Origin of the sequence: Streptomyces sp. NPDC049541, from assembly GCF_044465725.1 — a bacterium.
In the GTDB taxonomy this organism is placed as follows: domain Bacteria; phylum Actinomycetota; class Actinomycetes; order Streptomycetales; family Streptomycetaceae; genus Streptomyces.
On record NZ_JBITLY010000018.1, the window covers coordinates 128,114 to 149,000 of the forward strand.

The 20,887-nt window shown below is 69.7% G+C and carries 17 protein-coding genes and 3 pseudogenes; 8 read left to right on the forward strand and 12 right to left on the reverse strand.

The genetic code is table 11. The features are described from left to right. Nucleotides 1–108 precede the first annotated feature (108 nt). Nucleotides 109–1,134, forward strand: coding sequence for an ATP-dependent 6-phosphofructokinase (locus ACIBW9_RS40465; protein WP_398963221.1), 1,026 nt, complete (start codon nt 109–111; stop codon nt 1,132–1,134). Between the two features lie 16 nt (nt 1,135–1,150). Here the strand turns inward: ACIBW9_RS40465 and ACIBW9_RS40470 are convergent, their stop codons facing one another. Further along, a complete protein-coding gene (locus ACIBW9_RS40470) occupies nt 1,151–1,873 on the reverse strand; it encodes a helix-turn-helix domain-containing protein (protein ID WP_398963224.1) in 723 nt (240 codons plus the stop codon). Between the two features lie 187 nt (nt 1,874–2,060). Here ACIBW9_RS40470 and ACIBW9_RS40475 point away from each other — a divergent pair. Continuing rightward, nucleotides 2,061–2,501 (forward strand): annotated as a pseudogene (locus ACIBW9_RS40475) (pyridoxamine 5'-phosphate oxidase family protein). A 19-nt stretch (nt 2,502–2,520) separates the two neighbouring features. Here the strand turns inward: ACIBW9_RS40475 and ACIBW9_RS40480 are convergent. The 6 genes from ACIBW9_RS40480 to ACIBW9_RS40505 form a co-directional block, all read right to left on the reverse strand. Then, on the reverse strand, nt 2,521–3,360 hold the full coding sequence (locus ACIBW9_RS40480) for a carbohydrate ABC transporter permease (RefSeq protein ID WP_398963226.1): 840 nt from the start codon (nt 3,358–3,360) through the stop codon (nt 2,521–2,523). An 8-nt stretch (nt 3,361–3,368) separates the two neighbouring features. Beyond that, nucleotides 3,369–4,319, reverse strand: a complete 951-nt coding sequence (locus ACIBW9_RS40485; RefSeq protein WP_398963229.1) for a carbohydrate ABC transporter permease — start codon at nt 4,317–4,319, stop codon at nt 3,369–3,371. 13 nt (nt 4,320–4,332) lie between these two features. Then, a complete protein-coding gene (locus ACIBW9_RS40490; RefSeq protein WP_398963232.1) occupies nt 4,333–5,709 on the reverse strand; it encodes an extracellular solute-binding protein in 1,377 nt (458 codons plus the stop codon). Nucleotides 5,710–5,809: 100 nt separating this feature from the next. Beyond that, nucleotides 5,810–6,517, reverse strand: coding sequence for a response regulator (locus ACIBW9_RS40495; RefSeq protein ID WP_398963235.1), 708 nt, complete (start codon nt 6,515–6,517; stop codon nt 5,810–5,812). Next, a complete protein-coding gene (locus ACIBW9_RS40500) occupies nt 6,514–8,166 on the reverse strand; it encodes an ATP-binding protein (protein ID WP_398963238.1) in 1,653 nt (550 codons plus the stop codon). The genes ACIBW9_RS40495 and ACIBW9_RS40500 overlap by 4 nt, the downstream gene beginning before the upstream one ends. 67 nt (nt 8,167–8,233) lie before the next feature. Next, entirely contained in the window at nt 8,234–9,484 is a 1,251-nt protein-coding gene (locus ACIBW9_RS40505) for an RNA-guided endonuclease InsQ/TnpB family protein (protein WP_398963241.1), read from the reverse strand. 234 nt (nt 9,485–9,718) lie between these two features. Between ACIBW9_RS40505 and ACIBW9_RS40510 the strand changes: the two genes are divergently transcribed. Further along, the gene (locus tag ACIBW9_RS40510) at nt 9,719–11,104 is read left to right on the forward strand and encodes a cation:dicarboxylate symporter family transporter (protein WP_398963244.1); all 1,386 of its coding nucleotides are present in this window, start codon (nt 9,719–9,721) and stop codon (nt 11,102–11,104) included. Nucleotides 11,105–11,345: 241 nt separating this feature from the next. After that, on the forward strand, nt 11,346–12,128 hold the full coding sequence (locus ACIBW9_RS40515; RefSeq protein WP_398963246.1) for a DUF2127 domain-containing protein: 783 nt from the start codon (nt 11,346–11,348) through the stop codon (nt 12,126–12,128). A 10-nt stretch (nt 12,129–12,138) separates the two neighbouring features. Here the strand turns inward: ACIBW9_RS40515 and ACIBW9_RS40520 are convergent. Then, nucleotides 12,139–12,327 (reverse strand): annotated as a pseudogene (locus ACIBW9_RS40520) (aldo/keto reductase); the annotation flags it as partial. Between ACIBW9_RS40520 and ACIBW9_RS40525 the strand changes: the two are divergent. The 4 genes and pseudogenes from ACIBW9_RS40525 to ACIBW9_RS40540 all read left to right on the forward strand — a co-directional run. Continuing rightward, nucleotides 12,293–12,382: pseudogene (locus tag ACIBW9_RS40525) on the forward strand (Lrp/AsnC family transcriptional regulator); the annotation flags it as partial. The pseudogenes ACIBW9_RS40520 and ACIBW9_RS40525 overlap by 35 nt on opposite strands. Before the next feature lie 29 nt (nt 12,383–12,411). Beyond that, complete coding sequence (locus ACIBW9_RS40530) at nt 12,412–12,798, forward strand: MerR family transcriptional regulator (protein WP_351474148.1); 387 nt, start codon at nt 12,412–12,414, stop codon at nt 12,796–12,798. Continuing rightward, nucleotides 12,795–13,109 carry a thioredoxin family protein gene (locus tag ACIBW9_RS40535; RefSeq protein ID WP_389088365.1) on the forward strand — a complete coding sequence of 105 codons (315 nt, stop codon included), beginning with the start codon at nt 12,795–12,797 and terminating at the stop codon, nt 13,107–13,109. Before ACIBW9_RS40530 ends, ACIBW9_RS40535 begins: the two co-directional genes overlap by 4 nt. A gap of 157 nt (nt 13,110–13,266) precedes the next feature. Continuing rightward, nucleotides 13,267–15,513 carry a HelD family protein gene (locus ACIBW9_RS40540; protein ID WP_398963266.1) on the forward strand — a complete coding sequence of 749 codons (2,247 nt, stop codon included), beginning with the start codon at nt 13,267–13,269 and terminating at the stop codon, nt 15,511–15,513. On the opposite strand, the gene ACIBW9_RS40545 is transcribed toward ACIBW9_RS40540, so the two are convergent. The 4 genes from ACIBW9_RS40545 to ACIBW9_RS40560 form a co-directional block, all read right to left on the reverse strand. Further along, on the reverse strand, nt 15,477–16,334 hold the full coding sequence (locus ACIBW9_RS40545; RefSeq protein ID WP_398963250.1) for a hypothetical protein: 858 nt from the start codon (nt 16,332–16,334) through the stop codon (nt 15,477–15,479). The genes ACIBW9_RS40540 and ACIBW9_RS40545 overlap by 37 nt on opposite strands. A 66-nt stretch (nt 16,335–16,400) precedes the next feature. Then, nucleotides 16,401–19,001 carry a 1,4-alpha-glucan branching enzyme gene (gene glgB / locus ACIBW9_RS40550; protein ID WP_398963252.1) on the reverse strand — a complete coding sequence of 867 codons (2,601 nt, stop codon included), beginning with the start codon at nt 18,999–19,001 and terminating at the stop codon, nt 16,401–16,403. A 33-nt stretch (nt 19,002–19,034) separates the two neighbouring features. Beyond that, nucleotides 19,035–20,423: a maltokinase gene (locus tag ACIBW9_RS40555; RefSeq protein ID WP_398963254.1), complete on the reverse strand. Its 1,389-nt coding sequence runs from the start codon at nt 20,421–20,423 to the stop codon at nt 19,035–19,037. A 95-nt stretch (nt 20,424–20,518) separates the two neighbouring features. Further along, nucleotides 20,519–20,887 (reverse strand): alpha-glucosidase C-terminal domain-containing protein (locus ACIBW9_RS40560; RefSeq protein WP_398963256.1); only part of this gene is annotated, 369 nt, incomplete at its 5' end.

A 20,887-nucleotide genomic window follows, 5' to 3' on the forward strand; every position in this document is an offset into this window, starting at 1 on the left:
GCTGACAGAACGGATATCGTCCTGCCGGGCATGAAACAATCGGACCGGCTCACCAGAAACCACCGGGCTGGCTCACCGGTAACGACAGCGAGCAGGAGACACAGCACGATGCGCATCGGAGTTCTCACCGCAGGCGGCGACTGCCCCGGCCTGAACGCCGTGATCCGGTCGGTCGTGCACCGAGCGGTCGCCCACTACGGCGACGAGGTCATCGGCTTCGAGGACGGCTACGCCGGTCTGCTCGACGGCCGCTACCGCTCCCTCGACCTGGACGCGGTCGGCGGCATCCTGGCCCGCGGCGGCACCATCCTGGGCTCCTCCCGGCTGGAGCGGGACCGGTTGCGCGAGGCCTGCGAGAGCGCGGCCGACATCGCCCGTGACTTCGGCATCGACGCGCTGATCCCGATCGGCGGCGAGGGCACGCTGACCGCGGCCCGGATGCTCAGCGACGCGGGACTGCCGGTGGTCGGCGTCCCGAAGACGATCGACAACGACATCTCCTCCACCGACCGCACCTTCGGTTTCGACACCGCGGTCGGGGTCGCCACGGAGGCGATGGACCGCCTGAAGACCACGGCCGAGTCGCACCAGCGTGTGATGGTCGTCGAGGTCATGGGCCGGCACGCGGGCTGGATCGCCCTCGAGTCCGGCATGGCGGCCGGTGCGCACGGCATCTGCCTGCCCGAGCGCCCCTTCGACCCGGCCGACCTCGTCAAGATGGTCGAGGAGCGCTTCGCCCGCGGCAAGAAGTTCGCGGTCGTCTGCGTGGCGGAGGGCGCCCACCCCGCCGAGGGCACCATGGACTACGGCAAGGGCGAGATCGACCAGTACGGCCACGAGCGCTTCCAGGGCATCGGCACGGCACTGGCGTACGAGCTGGAGCGGCGGCTCGGCAAGGAGGCCAAGCCGGTCATCCTCGGCCATGTGCAGCGCGGCGGCGTCCCCACCGCCTACGACCGCGTCCTCGCCACCCGCTTCGGCTGGCACGCGGTGGAGGCGGCGCACCGGGGCGAGTTCGGCCGGATGACGGCCCTGCGCGGCACGGACATCGTGATGGTGCCGCTGGCGGAGGCGGTGACCGAGCTGAAGACGGTCCCGAAGGACCGGATGGACGAGGCGGAGTCGGTCTTCTAGGCCCCCGGGGTCTGCCTCAGCCGGTGTTGTCCTGGAGCGCTGCCCAGAAGTGGTCGACGATCCGGTCCAGGAACTCGCGGCCGGCGTCGCTCGACTCGCTGGCCGCGTTTTCGGCGCCCCAGCTCAGCGAGGCGGCCATCTGCCCCTGGTAGTCCTGGTGCAGGGCCTGGAGGGCGTCCTGAAGGAGGTGCCGGTCCAGGGGTACGGTTCTGGCCACCGGGCGGACGTACGCCTGCCAGCGCGTGGTCACCGCACTGCGCAGCAGCTCGGCCAGCTTCGGCTCGCGTCCCGTGACGGTGACGAAGTCCGGGAGCGAGAGGTCGAGCACATCGGCGAGGAGGGCCGACTGGCGCTCGCTGCCGCGCCAGGCGTTGTGCTCCTCCATGTGCATATAGGCGAGGAACTCCAGGCCGACGGTGCGGGCGACGTCCTCCGGGGCGAGCCCGCGGGCGATACGGTGCTCGCGCAGGGTGCGCGGCGGGCCGGTGATCTCACCGGGGGAACACCACAACACGCCTGCGAGAGCGGTGAGTTCGGGGCTGGAAGGGGCCACCGAGCCGCGCTCCCAGGCGAGGACGAGATCCGGGGAGACATACGGCAGCCCGTAGGAGGCACGCAGGCCGTAGGCGACATGTTCGGGGCCCATGTTGAGGGCGGTGCGGAGCCGGCGGGCGGCGGGGGCGTTGAAGGGCGGGGCGGGCTGGTTCGAGCGGGCTGGGCGATGGCGCACGGGCCACAACGTAGGCGGCCCGTGACACGATGACTACGGTCTGTTCGGCCAGGATCACGGATTGTAGGAACGTACGGATTCGGCCACCCGTGCGGATTGGACGGGGGTGGCCGAAGATCGTCTGTCGTCGTGGCGGACGAACTGGCGAGGATGGCGCGAAGCCGTCAGGGCGGGCGGCCCGAGAGGCGGTGACTTTGTGAACGTCAAGCTCGAGGGGCATATTCGCGAGCGGCCGTAGGCGTCGAACTTCTGGCATCTGGCCACGGTGGGCGCGGACGGGATGCCGCACGTCTCGCCCATGTGAGCGGACATCGAAGACGAGTACGCCATGGTCAATACGCCGATCGGCCGCGTGAAGATCGACAACCTGCGGCTCGATCCCAACGTCTCGCTCTCCCCCCACGAGGCCGGCAACCCGTACGACCGGGCCGAGATCCGGGGGCGGGTCGTGCGGTTCGTGGAGGGCGAGGAGGCGGAGCGGGGCATGGACCGGCTGGCCCGGAAGTACATCGGCGAGGACCGGTATCCATGGCTGCTGCCCGGGGAGCGGCGGGTGATGCTGCTGATCGAGCCGGTGCGGGTGCGGCGGGTCGTCGGAGTGGAGCCGTTCCGGGCGGGCGTGCTACCGGAGGCATGAGCGGGTTTCCCGGACAGGGTCACCCCTTGACCGCCCCGCCCAGCGCGAACCCGCCGCCCAGCCGCCGGGCGATCAGCACGTACAGCAGGATCACCGGCGTCGAGTAGACGATCGAGAACGCCGCCAGCTGCCCGTACGCCACCATGCCCCGGTTGCCGAAGAACTCGTTGATGCTCACCGAGGCCGGCATCTGGTCGGGGGTCAGCAGCAGCATGAAGGGGACGAAGAAGTTCCCCCACATGACCACGAACGAGAACACCGTCACCACCGCCACCCCCGGACCCATCAGCGGCAGCACGATCCGCACCAGCGACTGCATCGACGACGCCCCGTCGGTCCACGCCGCCTCCTCCAGCTCCTTCGGCACGCCGTCCATGAAGTTCTTCATCAACCAGATCGCGAAGGGGAGTTGGGAGGCGGCGAAGAAGAGGATCGTGCCCTGCACGGTGTCGATCAGGTTCACCTGAACGAACAGCGCGTACACCGGCACCATGATCGCCGTGATGGGCAGACTCGTCGCGAAGAGGACGGTGAGGAGGAACGGACGGTTCAGCCGGGACCGGAAACGGGAGAGCGGATACGCCGCCAGGGCCGCGCACACCACCGTCAGCAGCGTCCCTCCGCCGCACAGGATCAGGCTGTTGAGAAGCGGTGTGAAGGTGATGTCCGAGGTCAGGACCGCGTCGAAGTGGGACCAGGTGAAACCGTCGGGGGCCTTCACCTTCAAGTTCGCATGCGGGTCCACCGAGGACAGCAGCACCCAGGCGAGCGGCAGCGCGAAGGCGGCGGCCACCACCAGCAGGCCGGCGTCGGCGGCCAGTCGGCGGCCGCGGCGGCGGGAGGCGAGTGTGCGGGCCATGGTGAGGGTCAGACCTCCGTCCGCAGCAGGCGCAGATACACGAGGGAGAACAGGGAGCCGACCAGGAGCAGCAGCAGGGCCACGGCGGTGCCGTAGCCGATCATGCTGTTCTGGAAGGCCTGCTCGTACATGAAGAGCGGGAGGGTCTGGCTCTTGTTGCCCGGGCCGCCCCTGGTCATCACCCAGATCAGGCCGAAGACGGACAGGGTCTGGAGGGTGTTCAGCATCAGGTTCGTGCCGATGGAGCGGCGGATCATCGGAAGGGTGATGTGCCACATACGGCGCCAGCCGCCCGCGCCGTCGACCTCGGCGGCCTCCGTGATCTCCTTGGGGATCTCGCCCAGCGCGGCCGAGTACACCAGCATCGAGAAAGCTGTGCCCCGCCACACATTGGCGAAGGACACGGCCAGGATCGGAAGCGTGAACAGCCAGTTCTGGGACGGCAGATGGAGCCGGTCCAGGATGTCGTTCAGGGTCCCCTCGCGACGGAAGAAGGCGTAGAGGAGGAACCCGGCGACGACCTCCGGCAGGACCCACGCCGTGACCACGATGCCGCCCGTCAGCGTGCGGACGGGCTTCGACGCGCGCTGCATCAGCGCCGCCAGCGCCAGCCCGAGGGTGTTCTGGCCGAGCAGCGACGACACGACCGTGAACACCAGCGTCAGCCATACGGCGTTGAGGAACTCCTCGTCCTTGAAGGCCTTGCGGAAGTTCGCGAGGCCGACGAAGGACGAGTGGGCCTGGCCGGTGAGCTGGAGGTCGGTGAAGGCGATGTAGGCGCAGTAGGCGATCGGACCGGCGAGGAACAGGAGGAGGAGCGCCACGGCGGGGGAGAGGGGAAGCAGGCGGGCGAGGGCACGGGGGAGCGTCCGGCGGGACCGGCGCCCGGACGGGGCGGGCGGGCGCGAGGGCGACTCGGCCGCCCGCGCGCCTGCAGTGTGCGGGGTCGCGGCGGTCATGCGTGGCCGCCGGTCACTTCTTGACGACCTGGTTGTCGGTGGCGTCCTTGAGCGCGTCGTCGTAGCCGCTCGCCGCATTGTCGACGGACAGGTCGCCCGTCGTGACGCCCTCCATGGCCTCCTGGACGGCGGTGGAGACCTTGGGGTACGCCGGATACGCGGGCCGGTAGTGGGTGCTCGCGACCAGGTCCGTGAAGAACTTGATGCCGGGCTGGGCGCTTGTGTACGACGGGTCGCGCGCCACGTCGTTGCGTACCGAGATACCGGAGTTGGCGATGTACCACTTCTCCGCGTTCGCCTTGGTCTGCATCGTCCTGATGAAGTCGAAGGCGAGGTCGGGGTTGCCGGCCTTGGCGGGGATCGCCCAGGTCCAGCCGCCGGACATGCTCACCTTGCCGGGGGCCTGGCCGTGCTGGGTCGGCATGTACGCCAGCCCCAACTCGCTGGACCACTGCGGCCATTCGTGGCCGCTGCCCTTCAGCCAGGCCTGCGGCAGCCACGAGCCGTCGAGGGCGATGCCCAGCTTGCCCTTCGGCAGCAGCTCGCCGGCCACGATGGTCTGGATGTTGGGGTCGAGCGCGTCGGAGACGTCCGGGCCGAGCTTCTCCTTGTAGACGGTCTCGACGAACCGCAGGGCGTCCTTGAAGCCCTGGCTCCCGGCGATCCACTTCTTGGTGGACTTGTCGTAGAGGGGGTCGGTGGTTCCGTCGCCGGTGCCGTAGAGAAGCATCTCGAAGGTCTGCATGGTGGCGGCCTCACCGGCGGGTTTGCCGGTGTAGACGTTGATGGGGGTGACCCCGGGAACCTTCTTCTTGATGGCGCGGGCGGCGCCGAGCACGTCGTCCCAGGTCCTCGGCTGCCAGTTCGCCGGCAGACCGGCCTTCTTGAAGATGCCCTTGTCGAACCAGAGCCCGCGGGTGTCGGTGCCGTCCGGGACGCCGTACGTCTTCCCGTCCTCGGCCCTGGCCGCGGTCTTCGCCGTGCCGATGAACTGCTTCCAGTCCGGCCACTTGTCGAGATAGGGGTCCAGCGGCTTCAAGTACCCGCTGGTGATGTCCGAGTTGATGAGGAAGGTGTCCTCGTAGACCAGATCCGGGGCCGTCCTGGGGGAGCGGAGCATCTGCTGGAGCTTGGTGTAGTACTCCGAGTCCGGGGCCTTGATCGGGACGAGTTCGACCTTTTTGCCGGGGTACTTCTTCTCGAACTGCTTCTTGATGTCGGCGAGGTAGCCGTCCATCACCTTGATGGAGTTGTCCGTCGACTGCTTGAAGGAGACCTTGAGGGTGTCCGGACTGCTGCCGGAGCCGTTGCCGCAGGCTGTGAGGGTGGTTGCGGCGAGGGCGGTGGTGAGGAGGACGGGGAGGAGGGGGAAGGCGGCGGTGGGGCGCACGGGCAGGACCTCCTGCGGGCTCAACGTCGTTGTCGGCCGAGATGGTTGCCCGGTGAAGGTAGGAGGAGTGGTCTAGTCAGGTCAATGACCGTGCGGCAACCTAGCGTCCCCGGTCCCCTTCCCCCTTCTCGTTGCGCACCCACCGGTACTGCAACTCCGGCCGCCCCACGGTCCCGTACTGCGGAGCCCGCGCCGCCCGTCCCGCGTCCACCAGATGCTCCAGATACCGCCGGGCGGTGATCCGCGATATCCCCACCGCCTCCGCCAGCCCCGCCGCCGTCAGCCCCTCCCCGCAGTCCCGCAAGGCCACCGTCACCCGCTCCAGCGTCGGCGCGCTCAGCCCCTTGGGCAGCGCCGCCGGCGAAGGCGCCCGCAGCGTGGCCAGCGCCCGGTCCACCTCGTCCTGGCCGCTCGCCTCGCCCACCGCCGCATGGAACTCGGCGTACCGCACCAGCCGGTCCCGCAGGGTCGCAAAGGTGAACGGCTTCAGCACGTACTGCACGACGCCCAGCGACACCCCCTCCCGCACCACGGTCAGGTCCCGCGCCGACGTCACCGCGATCACGTCCGCGTGATGCCCGGCGGCCCGCAGCGACCGTGCGAACTGCAACCCGTGCACATCCGGCAGATGCAGATCCAGCAGCAGCAGGTCCACCGGCGTGCGGTCCAGCACCCGGCGGGCCTCCGCGCCCGTGTGCGCCTTGCCGACGGCCACGAAACCCGGCACCCGGCCGACGTACATGACGTGCGCGTCGGCGGCCACCGGATCGTCCTCGACGACCAGGACACGGATGGGCTGGGTCGTCATGCGTCACCTCTCGCCGTGGCGCGCCCGGTTGCCGCGGCCGGAGTGGTGTCCGTGTCCAGAGGCAGCCGTACCTCGAACACCGCACCGCCCTCCTCGCCCTCGGCCACCGTCAACGTGCCCTCCTGCCGGGTGACCGCCTGCCGTACCAGGGCCAGCCCGAGGCCCCGGCCGCCCGGACCGGACGGCTTCGTCGAGAACCCCCGTTGGAATACCAGCTCGGCATGGGCGGGATCCACCCCCGTGCCGGTGTCCGCGACCCGCATCACCAGCTCCGTGCCCTCCGCGTACGCCGTCACCGTCACCCGGGCGCCGATGCTGCCCTGGGCCGCGTCCACCGCGTTGTCGATCAGGTTGCCGAGGATCGTCACCAGATCGCGGGCCGGGAGGGTCGGCGGGAGCAGGCCGTCGTCGAGGCGGCTGTCCTCCGAGACCACCAGTTCCACACCCCGTTCGTTCGCCTGCGCCGTCTTTCCCAGCAGCAGCGCCGCCAGCACCGGCTCGCTCACCGCCGCCACCACTTGGTCGGTCAGCGCCTGCGCCAGTTCCAGTTCCGCCGTCGCGAAGTCCACGGCCTCCTCGGCGCGGCCGAGTTCGATGAGCGAGACGACCGTGTGAAGGCGGTTCGCCGCCTCGTGCGCCTGCGAGCGCAGGGCCTGGGTGAAGCCCCGCTCGGAGTCCAACTCGCCCATCAGGGACTGGAGTTCGGTCACGTCGCGGAGCGTCACCACGGTGCCCCGGCGCTCGCCGCCCGACACCGGGGAGGTGTTGACGACGAGGACCCGGTCCGCGGTGAGGTGCACCTCGTCCACCCGGGGCTCCGATGCGAGCAGCGCCCCTGTCAGCGGCGCGGGCAGGCCGAGTTCCGCGACCGACTTCCCCACCACGCCGTCCTCGGACGGCACCCCCAGCAGTTCCTGACCCCCGTCGTTGATCAGCGCCACCCGGTACTGGCCGTCCAGCATCAGCAGCCCCTCCCGCACCGCGTGCAGCGCGGCCTGGTGGTAGTCGTGCATCCGGCTGAGCTCGGCCGCGTTCATGCCGTGGGTGTGCCGGCGCAGGCGGGCGTTGACGACGTACGTACCGATGGCACCGAGCCCGAGCGCTCCGGCCGCGACGCCGAGCAGGGCCGAGACCTGGTCCTGCACCTGCTTGCTGATCGCCTTCACCTCGATGCCCGCGCTGACCAGGCCGATGATCCGCCCGCGGTCCTCGATGGGGGTCACCGCCCGGACGGACGGGCCGAGTGTGCCCGTATAGGTCTCGGTGAAGGACTTGTGGTGCAGCGCGGGTTCGATGTTGCCCCGGAAGTGCTTGCCGATCTCCTCGGGCTTGGGGTGGGTCCAGCGGATGCCTCGCGGGTTCATGATCGTGACGAAGTCGACGTCCGCGTCGTGCATGACCTTGAGGGCGTACGGCTGGAGTTGCGCGCTGGGGTCGGCCGTGCGGATCGCCGCGTGCACTGAGGGGGCGTCCGCGATCGAGCGGGAGACGGCCATCGCCTGACGGGCCGCTGCGTCCTCGGCCTGCCGCTGGTCGCTGACGTACGTGAACAGTGCGTATCCGGCCACGACGACCGCTATCAGCACGGCCTGCATGGCGAAGAGCTGGCCGGCCAGGCTGCGGGGTCTCGGGACGCGGGGCATGCGCATGGGTTCAGTGTGCCTCGCTCCTGTTCGGAACTTCCTGGTCCCTCGAGGCCCCCGAGCCAAGCATGAACTAATTGACCTCTTCCCGCTCTGACGAGGGGGATACTCCGACTCTGCGCCGCTCTCCGGCGCTCCTTCGAAGCTTTCCTGCTTCAGCACCGGCAGCCCGCCCGGAAGATCTCCGTTGAGGTCTTACACCGGCTCCACAGGCCGACACCGCCAGCCCGGCGGCCAGAACGTTTTTCGCCGCGTTCTCGTCCCGGTCGTGGGTCGCCCCGCATGCGGAGCAGGTCCATTCCCGGATGCTCAACGGCAGTTTCGCGGCCAGATGGCCGCAGGTCGAGCACGTTCTGCTCGACGGGTACCAGCGGTCGACCGCGATCAGTTCGCGGCCGTGCCACTCGGCCTTGTACTCCAGCATGGAGCGAAGCGCAGCCCATGACGCGTCTGAGATCGCACGACTGAGTGTGCGGTTCTTCAGCATGGTCCGGACAGCGAGGTCCTCGATCACGATCGTTTGGTTCTCACGAACGAGACGCGTGGACAGTTTGTGCAGGAAGTCCCGGCGCCGGTCGGCGATCCGGGCGTGGATACGGGCGACGCGGACGCGGGCCTTGTCGCGGTTCCTTGAACCCTTCTTCTTGCGGGACACCTCTCGTTGGGCACGGGCGAGTGCTGCCCGGTCCTTCTTCTCGAACTTCGGATTGGTGATCTTTTCTCCGGTCGACAGGGTCACCAGAGCGGTGATGCCTGCGTCGATGCCCACCGCGGATCCAGTGCCGGGGAGCGCCTTCACCGAAGCGTCCTCGCACAGCATCGACACGAACCAGCGGCCCGCACCGTCCTGCGTCACCGTCACTGTCGAGGGGGTCTGTCCCTCGGGCAGAGGCCTGGACCACACGATGTCCAGCGGCTCCCGCATCTTCGCCAGGGTCAGTCGACCGTCGCGGTAGGCGAATGCCGAGCGGGTGTATTCCGCGCTGTTGCGGGACTTCTTGCGGGACTTGAACCGCGGGTAGGCGGAACGCTTCTCGAAGAAGCTGGCGAACGCGCCCTGCAGGTGGCGTAGCGCCTGTTGCAGAGGAACCGAAGAGACGTCGGAGAGGTAGGCGTACTCCTCGGTCTTCTTCCACTCCGTGAGCAGCGCGGATGTCTGGACGTAGTTGATCCTGCGCCGCTCCGTGAACCAGGCGGTGGTGCGGGCCTGCAGGGCCAGGTTGTAGACCGTCCGCACGCAGCCGAACGTACGCGTCAGCTCGGCCGCCTGGACGTCGTTCGGATAGAAGCGGTACTTGAACGCACGCTTCACGGGGTGGGACATGGCTTAGAAGGTAACAGGTCAGTGTGTGAGGCACCCACGGATGAACTAAATGAACGGAAGGGTGACCGCCCTCACAGGCGCAAGGGATAGTCACCGCATCGAGGAAGCAGTGGAAGCGGGACATACGGTTCCAGCCACCGCCTCCCGTACAGAGATCCGCACCCCCATCCCCATCTCCACCCGGACGTGAGCCGCACGCCGGTGATGCCGACGAAGACGTCAAGGAGGGCAGCCGTGGCCGCCAGCACCCCCGATACGGCACCTGCCGCACCCGCTGGGAAGCGGGACCGCACCCACTATCTCTACATCGCCGTCATCGCAGCGGTGGCCCTCGGTATCGCCGTGGGGCTGATCTGGCCGAGCGTGGGCGTCGAGCTCAAGCCGCTCGGCACGGGCTTTGTGAACCTGATCAAGATGATGATCTCCCCGATCATCTTCTGCACGATCGTGATCGGCATCGGCTCCGTGCGGAAGGCCGCCAAGGTCGGCGCCGTCGGCGGTATCGCGCTCGGCTACTTCCTTGCGATGTCCCTGGTCGCCCTGACCATCGGCCTGGTCGTCGGCAACATCCTGCACCCGGGCGACGGGCTGCACATCACCAACGCGATCAAGGCGACCGGGCACGCACAGGTCGACAGCGAGGCGCTGCCGCCGGTCGACTTCGTGCTGTCGATCATCCCGACGACCTTCATCTCGGCCTTCACCCAGGGGCAGGTGCTGCAGACCCTGCTGGTGGCGCTGCTCGCCGGTTTCGCCCTGCAGGCCATGGGCTCGGCCGGGCAGCCGATCCTGCGCGGTGTGGAGCACCTCCAGAAGCTCGTCTTCCGCATCCTCGGCATGGTGATGTGGGCCGCTCCCGTCGGTGCCTTCGGCGCCATCGCCGCCGTCACCGGGTCCGCGGGTTTCGACGCGCTGAAGCAGCTGGCCATCCTGATGCTCGGCTTCTACGTCACCTGCTTCCTCTTCGTCTTCATCGTGCTCGGGGCCCTGCTGCGGATCGTCGCCGGACTCAACATCTTCACGCTCTTCAAGTACCTGGCCCGTGAGTTCCTGCTGATCCTGTCGACCTCCTCCTCCGAGTCCGCGCTGCCGCGCCTCATCGCGAAGATGGAGCACCTCGGTGTCAGCAAGTCGGTCGTCGGCATCACCGTCCCGACCGGCTACTCCTTCAACCTCGACGGCACCATGATCTACATGACCATGGCCTCGCTGTTCATCGCCGACGCCATGGGCACGCCGATGGCGATCGGCGAGCAGATCCCGCTGCTGCTCTTCCTGCTGCTCGCCTCCAAGGGCGCGGCGGGCGTCAGCGGCGCCGGCCTCGCGACCCTGGCCGGTGGTCTGCAGTCGCACAAGCCCGCCCTTGTGGACGGCGTCGGCCTGATCGTCGGCATCGACCGCTTCATGAGCGAGGCGCGCGCCCTGACGAACTTCGCGGGCAACTCCGTGGCCACGGTCCTGATCGGCACCTGGACCAAGGAGATCGACAAGGAGCGCGTGGGCCGGGTCCTCGCCGGTGAGCTGCCCTTCGACGAGACGACCCTCCTGGACGACGAGGCGGCCCAGCCGCTCGCCGAGGTGCCGGAGCAGGGCGGCGAGAAGGAGCTGGCGAAGGCCTGAGCCCCGCCGGACTCCGGGCGGCTGATCTCTCCCCCGTGGATCAGCGGCCCGGCACAGCAGCCGAGCGGTCGGGTTCCTCCCCCGTGGACCCGACCGCTCGGCTTCGTCGTTACCTCCGGAGCTCCTCCGACCTGGAAGGACACCCGGCGATCCTCACCGATCTCTTACCGAAGTCCACTAGCGTTCGGCGCCGGTCCAGTACACGCGCGGCGCGTTCGCCGGTTGGTTGGAGGCACGGGGGATGAAGATCGACTGGGATCGGCGCACATGTGCCCGCAAGGGGCATGTGACGTATGCGCCGGACGAGCCGGGGCTGAAGGCGCGGCTGCACGCGCGGACCTCGCTCGGGGACGTCTGGCGCTGTCTGCGCTGCGGCGACTTCGTGCTCGGCGAGCCGCACGGCTCGGGACCGGCGGAGCAGGCGCCCCTCGTGCCGCGCGGCAAGGTCCTGCGTGACCTGTTCATCCTGCGCTTCCTGGCGATCGAGCGGGCCGTGCGCGGCGTCTTCATCGTGCTGGTGGCGCTCGCCGTGTGGAAGTTCAGCAACAGCCAGGACTCGGTGCGCCGGCTCTTCGACGAGTACCTCGACGTCTTCCGGCCGGTCTTCCGGCACTTCCACTACGACCTCGACCACTCGCCGATCGTCGGCACGATACAGAAGACCTTCGGCTACAAGCACTCCACGCTGCTGCTGGTGGCCGCACTGCTGCTGGCGTACGCCCTGATCGAGCTCGTCGAGGCGGTCGGCCTCTGGTACGCCAAGCGCTGGGCGGAGTACCTCACGGTGGTCGCCACCGCCGCCTTCCTGCCCCTGGAGATCTACGAGCTCACCGAGCACATCAGCTGGCTGAAGATCGGCACGCTGGTCCTCAACGTCCTCGCCGTCCTCTACATCGCCCTCGCCAAGCGGCTGTTCGGTCTCCGGGGCGGCCGCAGGGCGTTCGAGGAGGAGCGGGAGAGCGCGTCGCTGCTGGAGGTCGAGGAGTCGGCGGGGGTGCCGGCCCACACCGGCCAGGCCGTCTGAGTCGTCTCCTCCTGGTTGGGGAGGCCTCAGCCGCCGCCTTGGGGTGGCGGGGCGCGCCGTCCACGGTCCAGCTGCCGTCCGCCGGCCGGCCCCGGCCGCCTTTCGTGGCCACCAGTACGTCGGCCGGGTCGCCGCCGTACGTGGCGAGGGCCCGGGCGACGAGGGAGGTCCTCGAAGAGGTCTCCGTCCTGGGCCGCACGACGACCTCGATCGTGCTCACCTCCCCGGTGGAGCGGAAACCGCTGTTGCCTTGACGTCGGCGTCAAGGATTACGGTCGTACGCATGCGAATCGGCGAGCTGGCCGAACGGGCCGGGACCACGACGCGGACGCTCAGGTACTACGAGTCGCGCGGGCTGCTGCCCGCGCGGCGCGGCGGGAACGGCTACCGCACCTACGACGAGAGCGACCTGAAGCTGCTCCGGCAGATCCGGACGCTGCAGGACTTCGGGTTCGACCTGGAGGAGACGCGGCCGTTCGTGGAGTGTCTGCGGGCCGGGCACCCGGAGGGCGACTCCTGCCCGGCCTCGCTCGCGGTCTACCGGCGCAAGCTGGACGAACTCGACGCGCTGATCGGCGAGTTGCAGGCCGTGCGGGCGCGGATCGCGGTGCGGCTGGCCGTGGCCGACGGGGAACCACCGTTGTGCGAACTGGGAGGGCAGGAACTGTGATCGACGTGACGGACGAGGATTTCGCGGCGCAGGTGATCGGGTCCGAGTTGCCGGTGCTGGTGGAGTTCACGGCGGACTGGTGCCCGCCGTGCCGGCAGATGGGTCCGGTTCTGCACGCCCTCGCCGCCGAGGAGGCCGGGCGCCTCAAGGTGGTGCAGCTGAACGTGGACCGCAATCCGGAGACCACGAACGCCTACAAGGTGCTCTCGATGCCCACGTTCATGGTCTTCCGCGACGGTGAGCCGATCAAGGCGATGGTGGGGGCCAGGCCCAAGCGGCGGCTGCTGGCGGAGCTGGCGGACGTGCTCTGAACCTCACGCAGTACAGAAGAAATCCCCCGGGCAATTGCGCTCGGGGGATTTCTCTGTGTAAGTTTAATGATTCGCGACTTCAAGGGGATTGGGTCGCAAAGAAGTTCACTGGCGTCATTGTATCTGCCCGGGAGTGGAATTGTCAAACAGCGATGAAATTCGCAGGGAACAGGAATTCATCGACGCCCTGTACGCGCGCGTGGACGCACTGCGCGGCCACACCGAGGCGGGCGTCACGGATGCGCTCGCCCAGGGCAACACGCCCATGCAGGCCCGGCTGGAGCGGGACATCCTGGTCGCCGAGCGCTCCGGGCTGCTCGCCGCGCTGAACGCCGTCGACGGTTCGCTCTGCTTCGGCCGTATCGACTTCACCTCGGGCACCCGGCACCACATCGGCCGGATCGGGCTGCGCACCGACGACGCCGAGCGCACTCCGGTCCTGATCGACTGGCGTGCCGATATCGCCCGCCCCTTCTACCTGGCCACCGGCCACACCCCGATGGGCCTGCGCCGGCGCCGGCACCTCACCACGGAGGGGCGCCGGGTCACCGCCCTGCATGACGAGATCCTCGACCTGGGCGACCAGGAGCGCACCGGCCACGAGGACCCGACCGGCGACGCGGTGCTGCTCGCCGCACTCGACGCCGCGCGCACCGGCCGTATGCACGACATCGTGCAGACGATCCAGGCCGAGCAGGACGAGATCATCCGGGCGCCGCACCGGGGCGTACTGGTGGTCGAGGGCGGTCCGGGCACCGGCAAGACCGCCGTCGCCCTGCACCGGGCCGCCTATCTGCTCTACGAGCACCGGGAACTGCTCGCCAAGCGGGCCGTGCTCATCGTCGGCCCCAACCCCGCCTTCCTCGGCTACATCGGCGAGGTGCTGCCCTCGCTCGGCGAGACGGGCGTGCTGCTCGCGACGGTCGGGGAGTTGTTCCCCGGGGTGAAGGCGACGGCGAGCGACAGCCGTGCGGCGGCCGCGGTGAAGGGCCGCGCCGACATGGCGGACGTCCTCGCCGAGGTCGTACGCGACTGGCAGGCGCTGCCCGACCCGGTGATCGCGATCGAGCACGACCGGGAGATCCTGATGCTCGACGACGGCCTGGTGAAGGTGGCCCGCGAGCGCACCCGTGCCGCCCGGCTGCCGCACAACGTGGCCCGGGAGCACTTCGAGGGGCACATCCTCAACACGCTCACCGAGATGTACGCCGAGCGGGTCGGGACGGACCCCTTCGACGGTACGAGCCTGCTGGATGCGAGCGACATCACGCAGATCCGCGACGAGATCGCCGAGAACCCCGAGGTGTGGGCCGCCATCGACCAGTTGTGGCCGAGGCTGACCCCGCAGCGCCTGGTCGCCGACTTCCTCGCCGATCCCGTCGGCTATCTCCCCGACGAGGACGCGGCCGCGATCCGCCGGCCGGTGACACGGGCCTGGACGGTGGCGGACGTACCGCTGCTCGACGAGGCGGCCGAACTGCTCGGCGTGGACGAGCGGGTGGCGCGGGCGCGGGCCGAACGGGAGCGGGAGACGCAGGTCGCGTATGCGCAGGGCGTGCTGGACGTCTCGTACGCCTCGCGGACCTACGAGTTCGAGGACAAGGACGAGGAGGACTCCGAGATCCTGTCCGCGCACGACATCATCGACGCCGAGCGGTTCGCCGAGCGGCAGGAGGAGGACGACCACCGCAGCGCCGCCGAGCGGGCGGCGGCCGACCGGACCTGGGCGTTCGGGCACATCATCGTCGACGAGGCGCAGGAGCTGTCGCCGATGGCGTGGCGGCTGCTGATGCGGCGCAGCCCGACCCGCTCGATGACCCTGGTCGGCGACCCGGCGCAGACGGCGGAGGCGGCCGGTGTCGGCTCCTGGTCGGACATCCTGGAGCCGTACGTCGAGAAGCGCTGGGAGCACACCCGGCTCGGTGTCAACTACCGCACCCCCGCCGAGATCATGGACCTCGCGGCGGCCGTCGTACGGGCCGAGAACCCGGACTTCGAGCCGCCGAGTTCGATCCGCTCGACAGGTGTACGGCCCTGGGTCCGCGCCACCGACGACCTGCCCGGCGCCGTCGCCAAGGCGGTCGAGGAGCTGACCCCCGCCGAGGGCCGGCTCGCGGTGATCGCCCCGGGCCATCTGCACCGCAGGCTCGCGGCACAGCTGGACGGAGTGACGGCGGGCGCGGAACCCGACCTCACGCGGACCGTCGTACTCCTCGATCCGCGGCAGTCCAAGGGCCTCGAATTCGACTCCGTGCTGGTGGTCGAGCCGGGGCTGTACGGGACCAGTGACCTGTACGTGGCGCTGACCCGGGCGACGCAGCGGCTGGGGGTGCTGCACACCGGGCGGCTGCCGAAGGCGTTGGCCGATCAGGAGGACGGGCTCGCCGTGGGAGTGGGGGAGTAGGTCGGGTGCAGGGACGGATCGAGGGGCTCCAGGGACGCGCACAGGGCGGTCGGGAAGGCCGGCTCCCTGTCCCGCACGGCCTGGCAGCCCCCTTCCGTCGTGCGGAAGAACGGCTTCCAGCCCGACTTCTCGGCCTGGTAGAACCAGCGGTCGCCGAGCCGGGACGTGCAGGCGCTGTCCGCCTGGTCGCCGCAGACCGGACCGGTGCGCCAGGAGAGGTCCAGGACCAGCCACTTGCCGTCGCAGTGCTCCGCGTCGCGGTAGGTGTGCGTGGGCACGTCGACGGCCTTGACCGCCTGCTCGTAGGAGCCGGGGGTGCAGCCGGTGACCGGCGGGGTGCAGCCCAGGTCGCCGCAGCGGCGCAGGGTGGGCAGGTGGGAGTCGTGGGCGGTGAAGACGGCGGCGGGGTAGCCGACCGCCAGCTCGCGGTCCCCCAGGGGTTCGGGAAGCCTGACCCGGGCCTTCGCCGTGGTGGTCCTCGTGCAGCCGGAGGCCCGGTCCCCGGACGGCGAGGTGAAGGTGACCTGGACCGGCACGGTGTTCGCGACGGGCTCGGTGAGTTTCGCCTCGAGGTCGCGCACACAAGGCTTCGGGCCACTGGGCACGTCCACGGCGATGGTCACCGTGCGCCGGTCGGTGCCGAGTTCGGCCCCGGTGATCTGGGAGCGCGTGGGCGCCGACAGCGTCCACGAGGGTGCGGTGGCCGCCGGGGCGGTGCCGCCCTGGCCTGCCACCTGGGTACCGCACGCGCCGAGCAGCAGTACGGCGAGCACGCAGAGCAGGGCGGCCGCGGCCGCCCCGCGCTTGCCTTCGGGTCGCATGAGCCCTCGAATCCCCCGTGGAGCACAGACATCGACCCGATCACCTTACAAAGAACGCCGCCCCGGCTACGCGGGCCGTAGCCAGACCGTTGCCAGCGGTGGCAGCGTCAGTCGGATGCTGGCCGGGCGGCCGTGGTGGCCGTGGGGTTCCGGCTTGATGATGTCCGGGTTGGTCACGTCACTGCCGCCGTACTTCGCGATGTCCGTGTTGAGGCTCTCGTGCCAGGCTGGGACGTCGTCGGGGACGCCCAGGCGGTAGTCGTGGCGGACCACGGGCGAGAGGTGGGAGACCGCCAGGAGCGGAGTGCCGTCGGCGGCGAGGCGCAGGAACGCGAAGACGTTGTCCTCGGCCGCGTCGCCGACGATCCACTGGAAGCCGGACGGGTCGGTGTCCCGCTGCCACAGGGCCGGGGTGTGGCGGTAGACGATGTTGAGATCGCGGACCAGGTCACGCACCCCGCGGTGGTCGGCCTCGGCCCCGTACGCCGGATCCAGCAGCCACCAGTCCGGACCGTGAGCCTCCGACCACTCCGCGCCCTGCGCGAACTCCTGCCCCATGAAGAGGAGCTGCTTGCCGGGGTGGGCCCACATGAAGCCCAGATAGGCGCGGAGGTTGGCGCGCTGCTGCCACCAGTCGCCCGGCATCTTCGAGACCAGTGAGCGTTTGCCGTGGACCACCTCGTCGTGCGAGATGGGCAGCACGTAGTTCTCGCTGTACGCGTACACCATCGAGAAGGTCATCTCGTTGTGGTGGTACTTGCGGTGGATCGGCTCGTGGCTCATGTAGTCGAGGGAGTCGTGCATCCAGCCCATGTTCCATTTGAGGCCGAAGCCGAGGCCGCCGAAGCCTCCCGGGCCCCGGTGGTGCGTGGCCCGGGTGACGCCGTCCCAGGCCGTGGACTCCTCGGCGATCGTGACCACGCCCGGCACCCTCCGGTACACCGTCGCGTTCATCTCCTGCAGGAACGCCACGGCGTCCAGGTTCTCCCGGCCGCCGTGCTCGTTCGGGGTCCACTGACCGGGCTCGCGGGAGTAGTCGAGGTAGAGCATGGAGGCGACCGCGTCGACGCGCAGGCCGTCGATGTGGAACTCCTCGCACCAGTAGATGGCGTTCGCGACCAGGAAGTTGCGCACCTCCCGGCGGCCGTAGTCGAACTCCAGGGTGCCCCAGTCGGGGTGCGCGGCGCGCAGCGGGTCCGCGTGCTCGTACAGGGGGCGGCCGTCGAATTCCGCCAGGGCCCAGTCGTCGCGCGGGAAGTGCGCCGGCACCCAGTCCATGAGGACGCCGATGCCCGCCTGGTGCAGTGCGTCGACCAGGTACTTGAAGTCGTCGGGGGTGCCCAGGCGGGCGGTGGGGGCGTAGAAGCCGGTGACCTGGTAGCCCCAGGAGCCGCCGAAGGGGTGCTCCGCGATCGGCATCAGTTCGACGTGCGTGAAGCCCAGGTCCTTGACGTAGGACGGGAGCTGATCAGCGAGTTGACGGTACGTCAGGCCCGGCCGCCAGGACGGGAGGTGGACCTCGTAGACGGAGAACGGGGCCTCGTGCGCGGGCGCGTTCGCGCGCTGCTCCAGCCACTGCGCGTCCTGCCACTCGTGGTGGGAGGCGGTGACGATCGACGACGTGTTCGGCGGGGCCTCCGTGCGGCGGGCCAGCGGGTCGGCGCGCAGGGTCTTCGAACCGTCGGGCCGGGTGATCTCGAACTTGTACAGCTCGCCCTCTCCGATCCCCGGCGCGAACAGCTCCCAGACACCGGAGGAGCCGAGCGAGCGCATCGGGTGGCCGGTGCCGTCCCAGAAGTTGAAGGTGCCCGCCACATGCACACCGCGGGCGTTCGGCGCCCACACGGAGAAACGGGTGCCGGGCACGCCCTGGTGCGTCATCGGGTGCGCGCCGAGCACCTGCCACAGATACTCGTGCCGCCCCTCGCCGATCAGGTGCAGGTCGAGCTCGCCCAGCGTGGGCAGGAAGCGGTACGCGTCCTCGGTCTCCAGGGTCGTGCCCTCGTACCGCACAAGGAGCCGGTACTCGGGGACTTCGGTCAGGGACAGCAGGGCGGAGAAGAACCCGTCCCCGTCGTCGTGCAGCTCGGCCCGCAGATCCGCGGCGACGACGGTCACGGACAGCGCGTACGGCCGGAAGGCCCGGAAGGCGACCCCGCCGGGCACCGGGTGCGCGCCCAGCACGGCGTGCGGGTCGTGATGCGTGCCGGCGAGCAGCCGCTCGCGGTCCCCGACAGGCACCTCCGGCGACACGGCCGGAACCGGTGCGGTGACCTTCTTCGCGGCGGTGACGGTCTTTTTGGCGGGAGCCTTCGTGGCCGTCGTCTTCTTGGCCGCGGTCTTCTTCGCGGCGGTCTTGACCGTCTGCTTGGTCGCTGTCTGCTTGGCTGCAGTCTGTTTGACGGCTGCCTTCTTCGCAGTCGCCTTCTGCGCAGTCGTCTTCTTCGCCGTGCTTTTCTTCGCCGGGCTCTTCTTCGCGGTTGTCCCGGCCGCCGTCGTCTTCGCCGCGACGGCCTTTTTCGTGACGGCCTTTTTCGTGACTGCCTTCTCGGCGGTGGTCTTCGCCGCCGCCTTCTTCACCGGTTTCCTGGGCTCGGTCGCCTTCTCCGCGGCCTTCGCGGCCTTCTTCTTCGGATCCGAACCGCTGGGCGTGGGGCGGGGGGTCACGGGCGGCGCCTCCTCGGCGAAGGTGAGGTCGGGTCAGTGGGGGTCGGATGCGGCGTAACGCTCTATCGCCGCCATGGGAACGGGCAGCCAGTCGGGGCGGTGACGGGCCTCGTAGAGGACTTCATAGATGGCCTTGTCTGTTTCGTACGCGCGCAGCAGCACCGGGTCCGTACGCGGATCCCGGCCGCTGACCTCGGCGTATCCGGAACAGTAGGCGGCCCGGCACGTCTGCGCCCAGCCCTCTGCCCGGGGGGCGGCGGAGTGAGCCGCGTAGTCGAAGGACCGCAGCATTCCCGCGATGTCCCGCACCGGCGGCTGCGGCATCCGCCGTTCCGCCAGGGGCTTGGACGGCTCGCCCTCGAAGTCGATCAGCCACCACTGACCGGCCGGCGAGCGCAGGCACTGCCCCAGGTGCAGATCGCCGTGGATGCGCTGCGCGGTCCAGGTACGGCCCTCCGAAGCCAGGTCGGCGAGCGCGGTGAACGCGGAGTGCAGGGCGGGGGCGTACGGCCGTAGCGCGGGCACCGCCTGCGCGGCCACCTCCAGGCGCTCGATCATGCCGTCGGCCAGCGGCTGGAGCTGGGTGTGGCCCAGGGTGACGGTCGGCAGGGCGCGGGCGAGTGCCGTGTGCACCTCGGCCGTGGCGCGGCCCAGCGCCCGTGCCTCGGCGGCGAAGTCCTCGCCCTTGGCCAGCTCGCGCAGCGCCAGCTCCCAGCCGTCCGCGGCACCCTGCAGAAACGGCTGGAGCACACCGAGCACATACGACTCCCCGGCCAGCTCCGCCCGCAGCCACGCCGTGGGCGCGGGCACCCGGGGGCAGCCCTCGCGGGCGAGCGCCAGCGGCAGTTCCAGGTCGGGGTTGACGCCGGGGAGGACCCGGCGCAACAGCTTGAGGATGAACGTATCTCCGTAGACGACCGAGGAGTTCGACTGCTCGGCCGTCACCAGCCGCGGGACCAGGCCGGTCCGTATCTCCTGTCCCGGCTCCCGCTCGAAGCGCAGTCCGCCGATACGGGCCTGGGTGCGCAGCGCCTCCAGGAGCACCTCGGCGGGCCGGGAGTCGTAGAGGGCGTCGTACGCCGTCCGTCCGGCGAGCGGGCCCTCGTCCACATGTCCGATCAGCGCGGGCGCCAGCCGCGGCGGCAGCGCCTCGCGCACACCTATCAGCAACTGGTAGCAGTCACCGGGGTGGGGTTCGGCGCCGAGGGTGAGCGGCTGATGGGCGCGCACCAGCAGATGGAACAGGCCGAGCCTGCCGTCGGCCGGCAACAGTTCGGTGGCCGCGACCAGCGAGAACCCGGTGACCGGCCGCCCCTTGCCGGCGAACCAGCGCTGCCGCGGCAGCCATTCCCGAAGGAGGGGATCGAGGGACGCGAGCAGGCCAGGACTTGTCTTGCCGGAAAGTGTGACAGTTTCCGCCATGGTGTCACATTCCTTTCCCCGGGTGGGCGGGGTGTTACTGATGCGTGCCCCGGGTGGGACAGGGGAAACCGCCCCACCCCGGGTTCTGGGCGGCGCTACGCGGGGTCCTTGCGGAGCCGGAACCAGTAGAAGCCGTGTCCGGCCAGTGTCAGCAAGTACGGCAGTTCCCCGATGGCGGGAAAACGCACCCCGCCGAACAGCTCGACCGGATGCCGGCCGTTGAAGATCCGCAGATCCAGCTCGGTCGGCTGCGCGAACCGGGAGAAGTTGTGGACGCAGAGCACCAGATCGTCCTCGTACTCCCGCAGGAAGGCCAGCACCGCCGGGTTGGAGGAGGGGAGTTCCGTGTAGGACCCGAGGCCGAAGGCCGGGTTCTGCTTGCGGATCTCGATCATGCGGCGGGTCCAGTGCAGCAGCGAGGAGGGCGACGACATCGACGCCTCGACGTTGGTGACCTGGTAGCC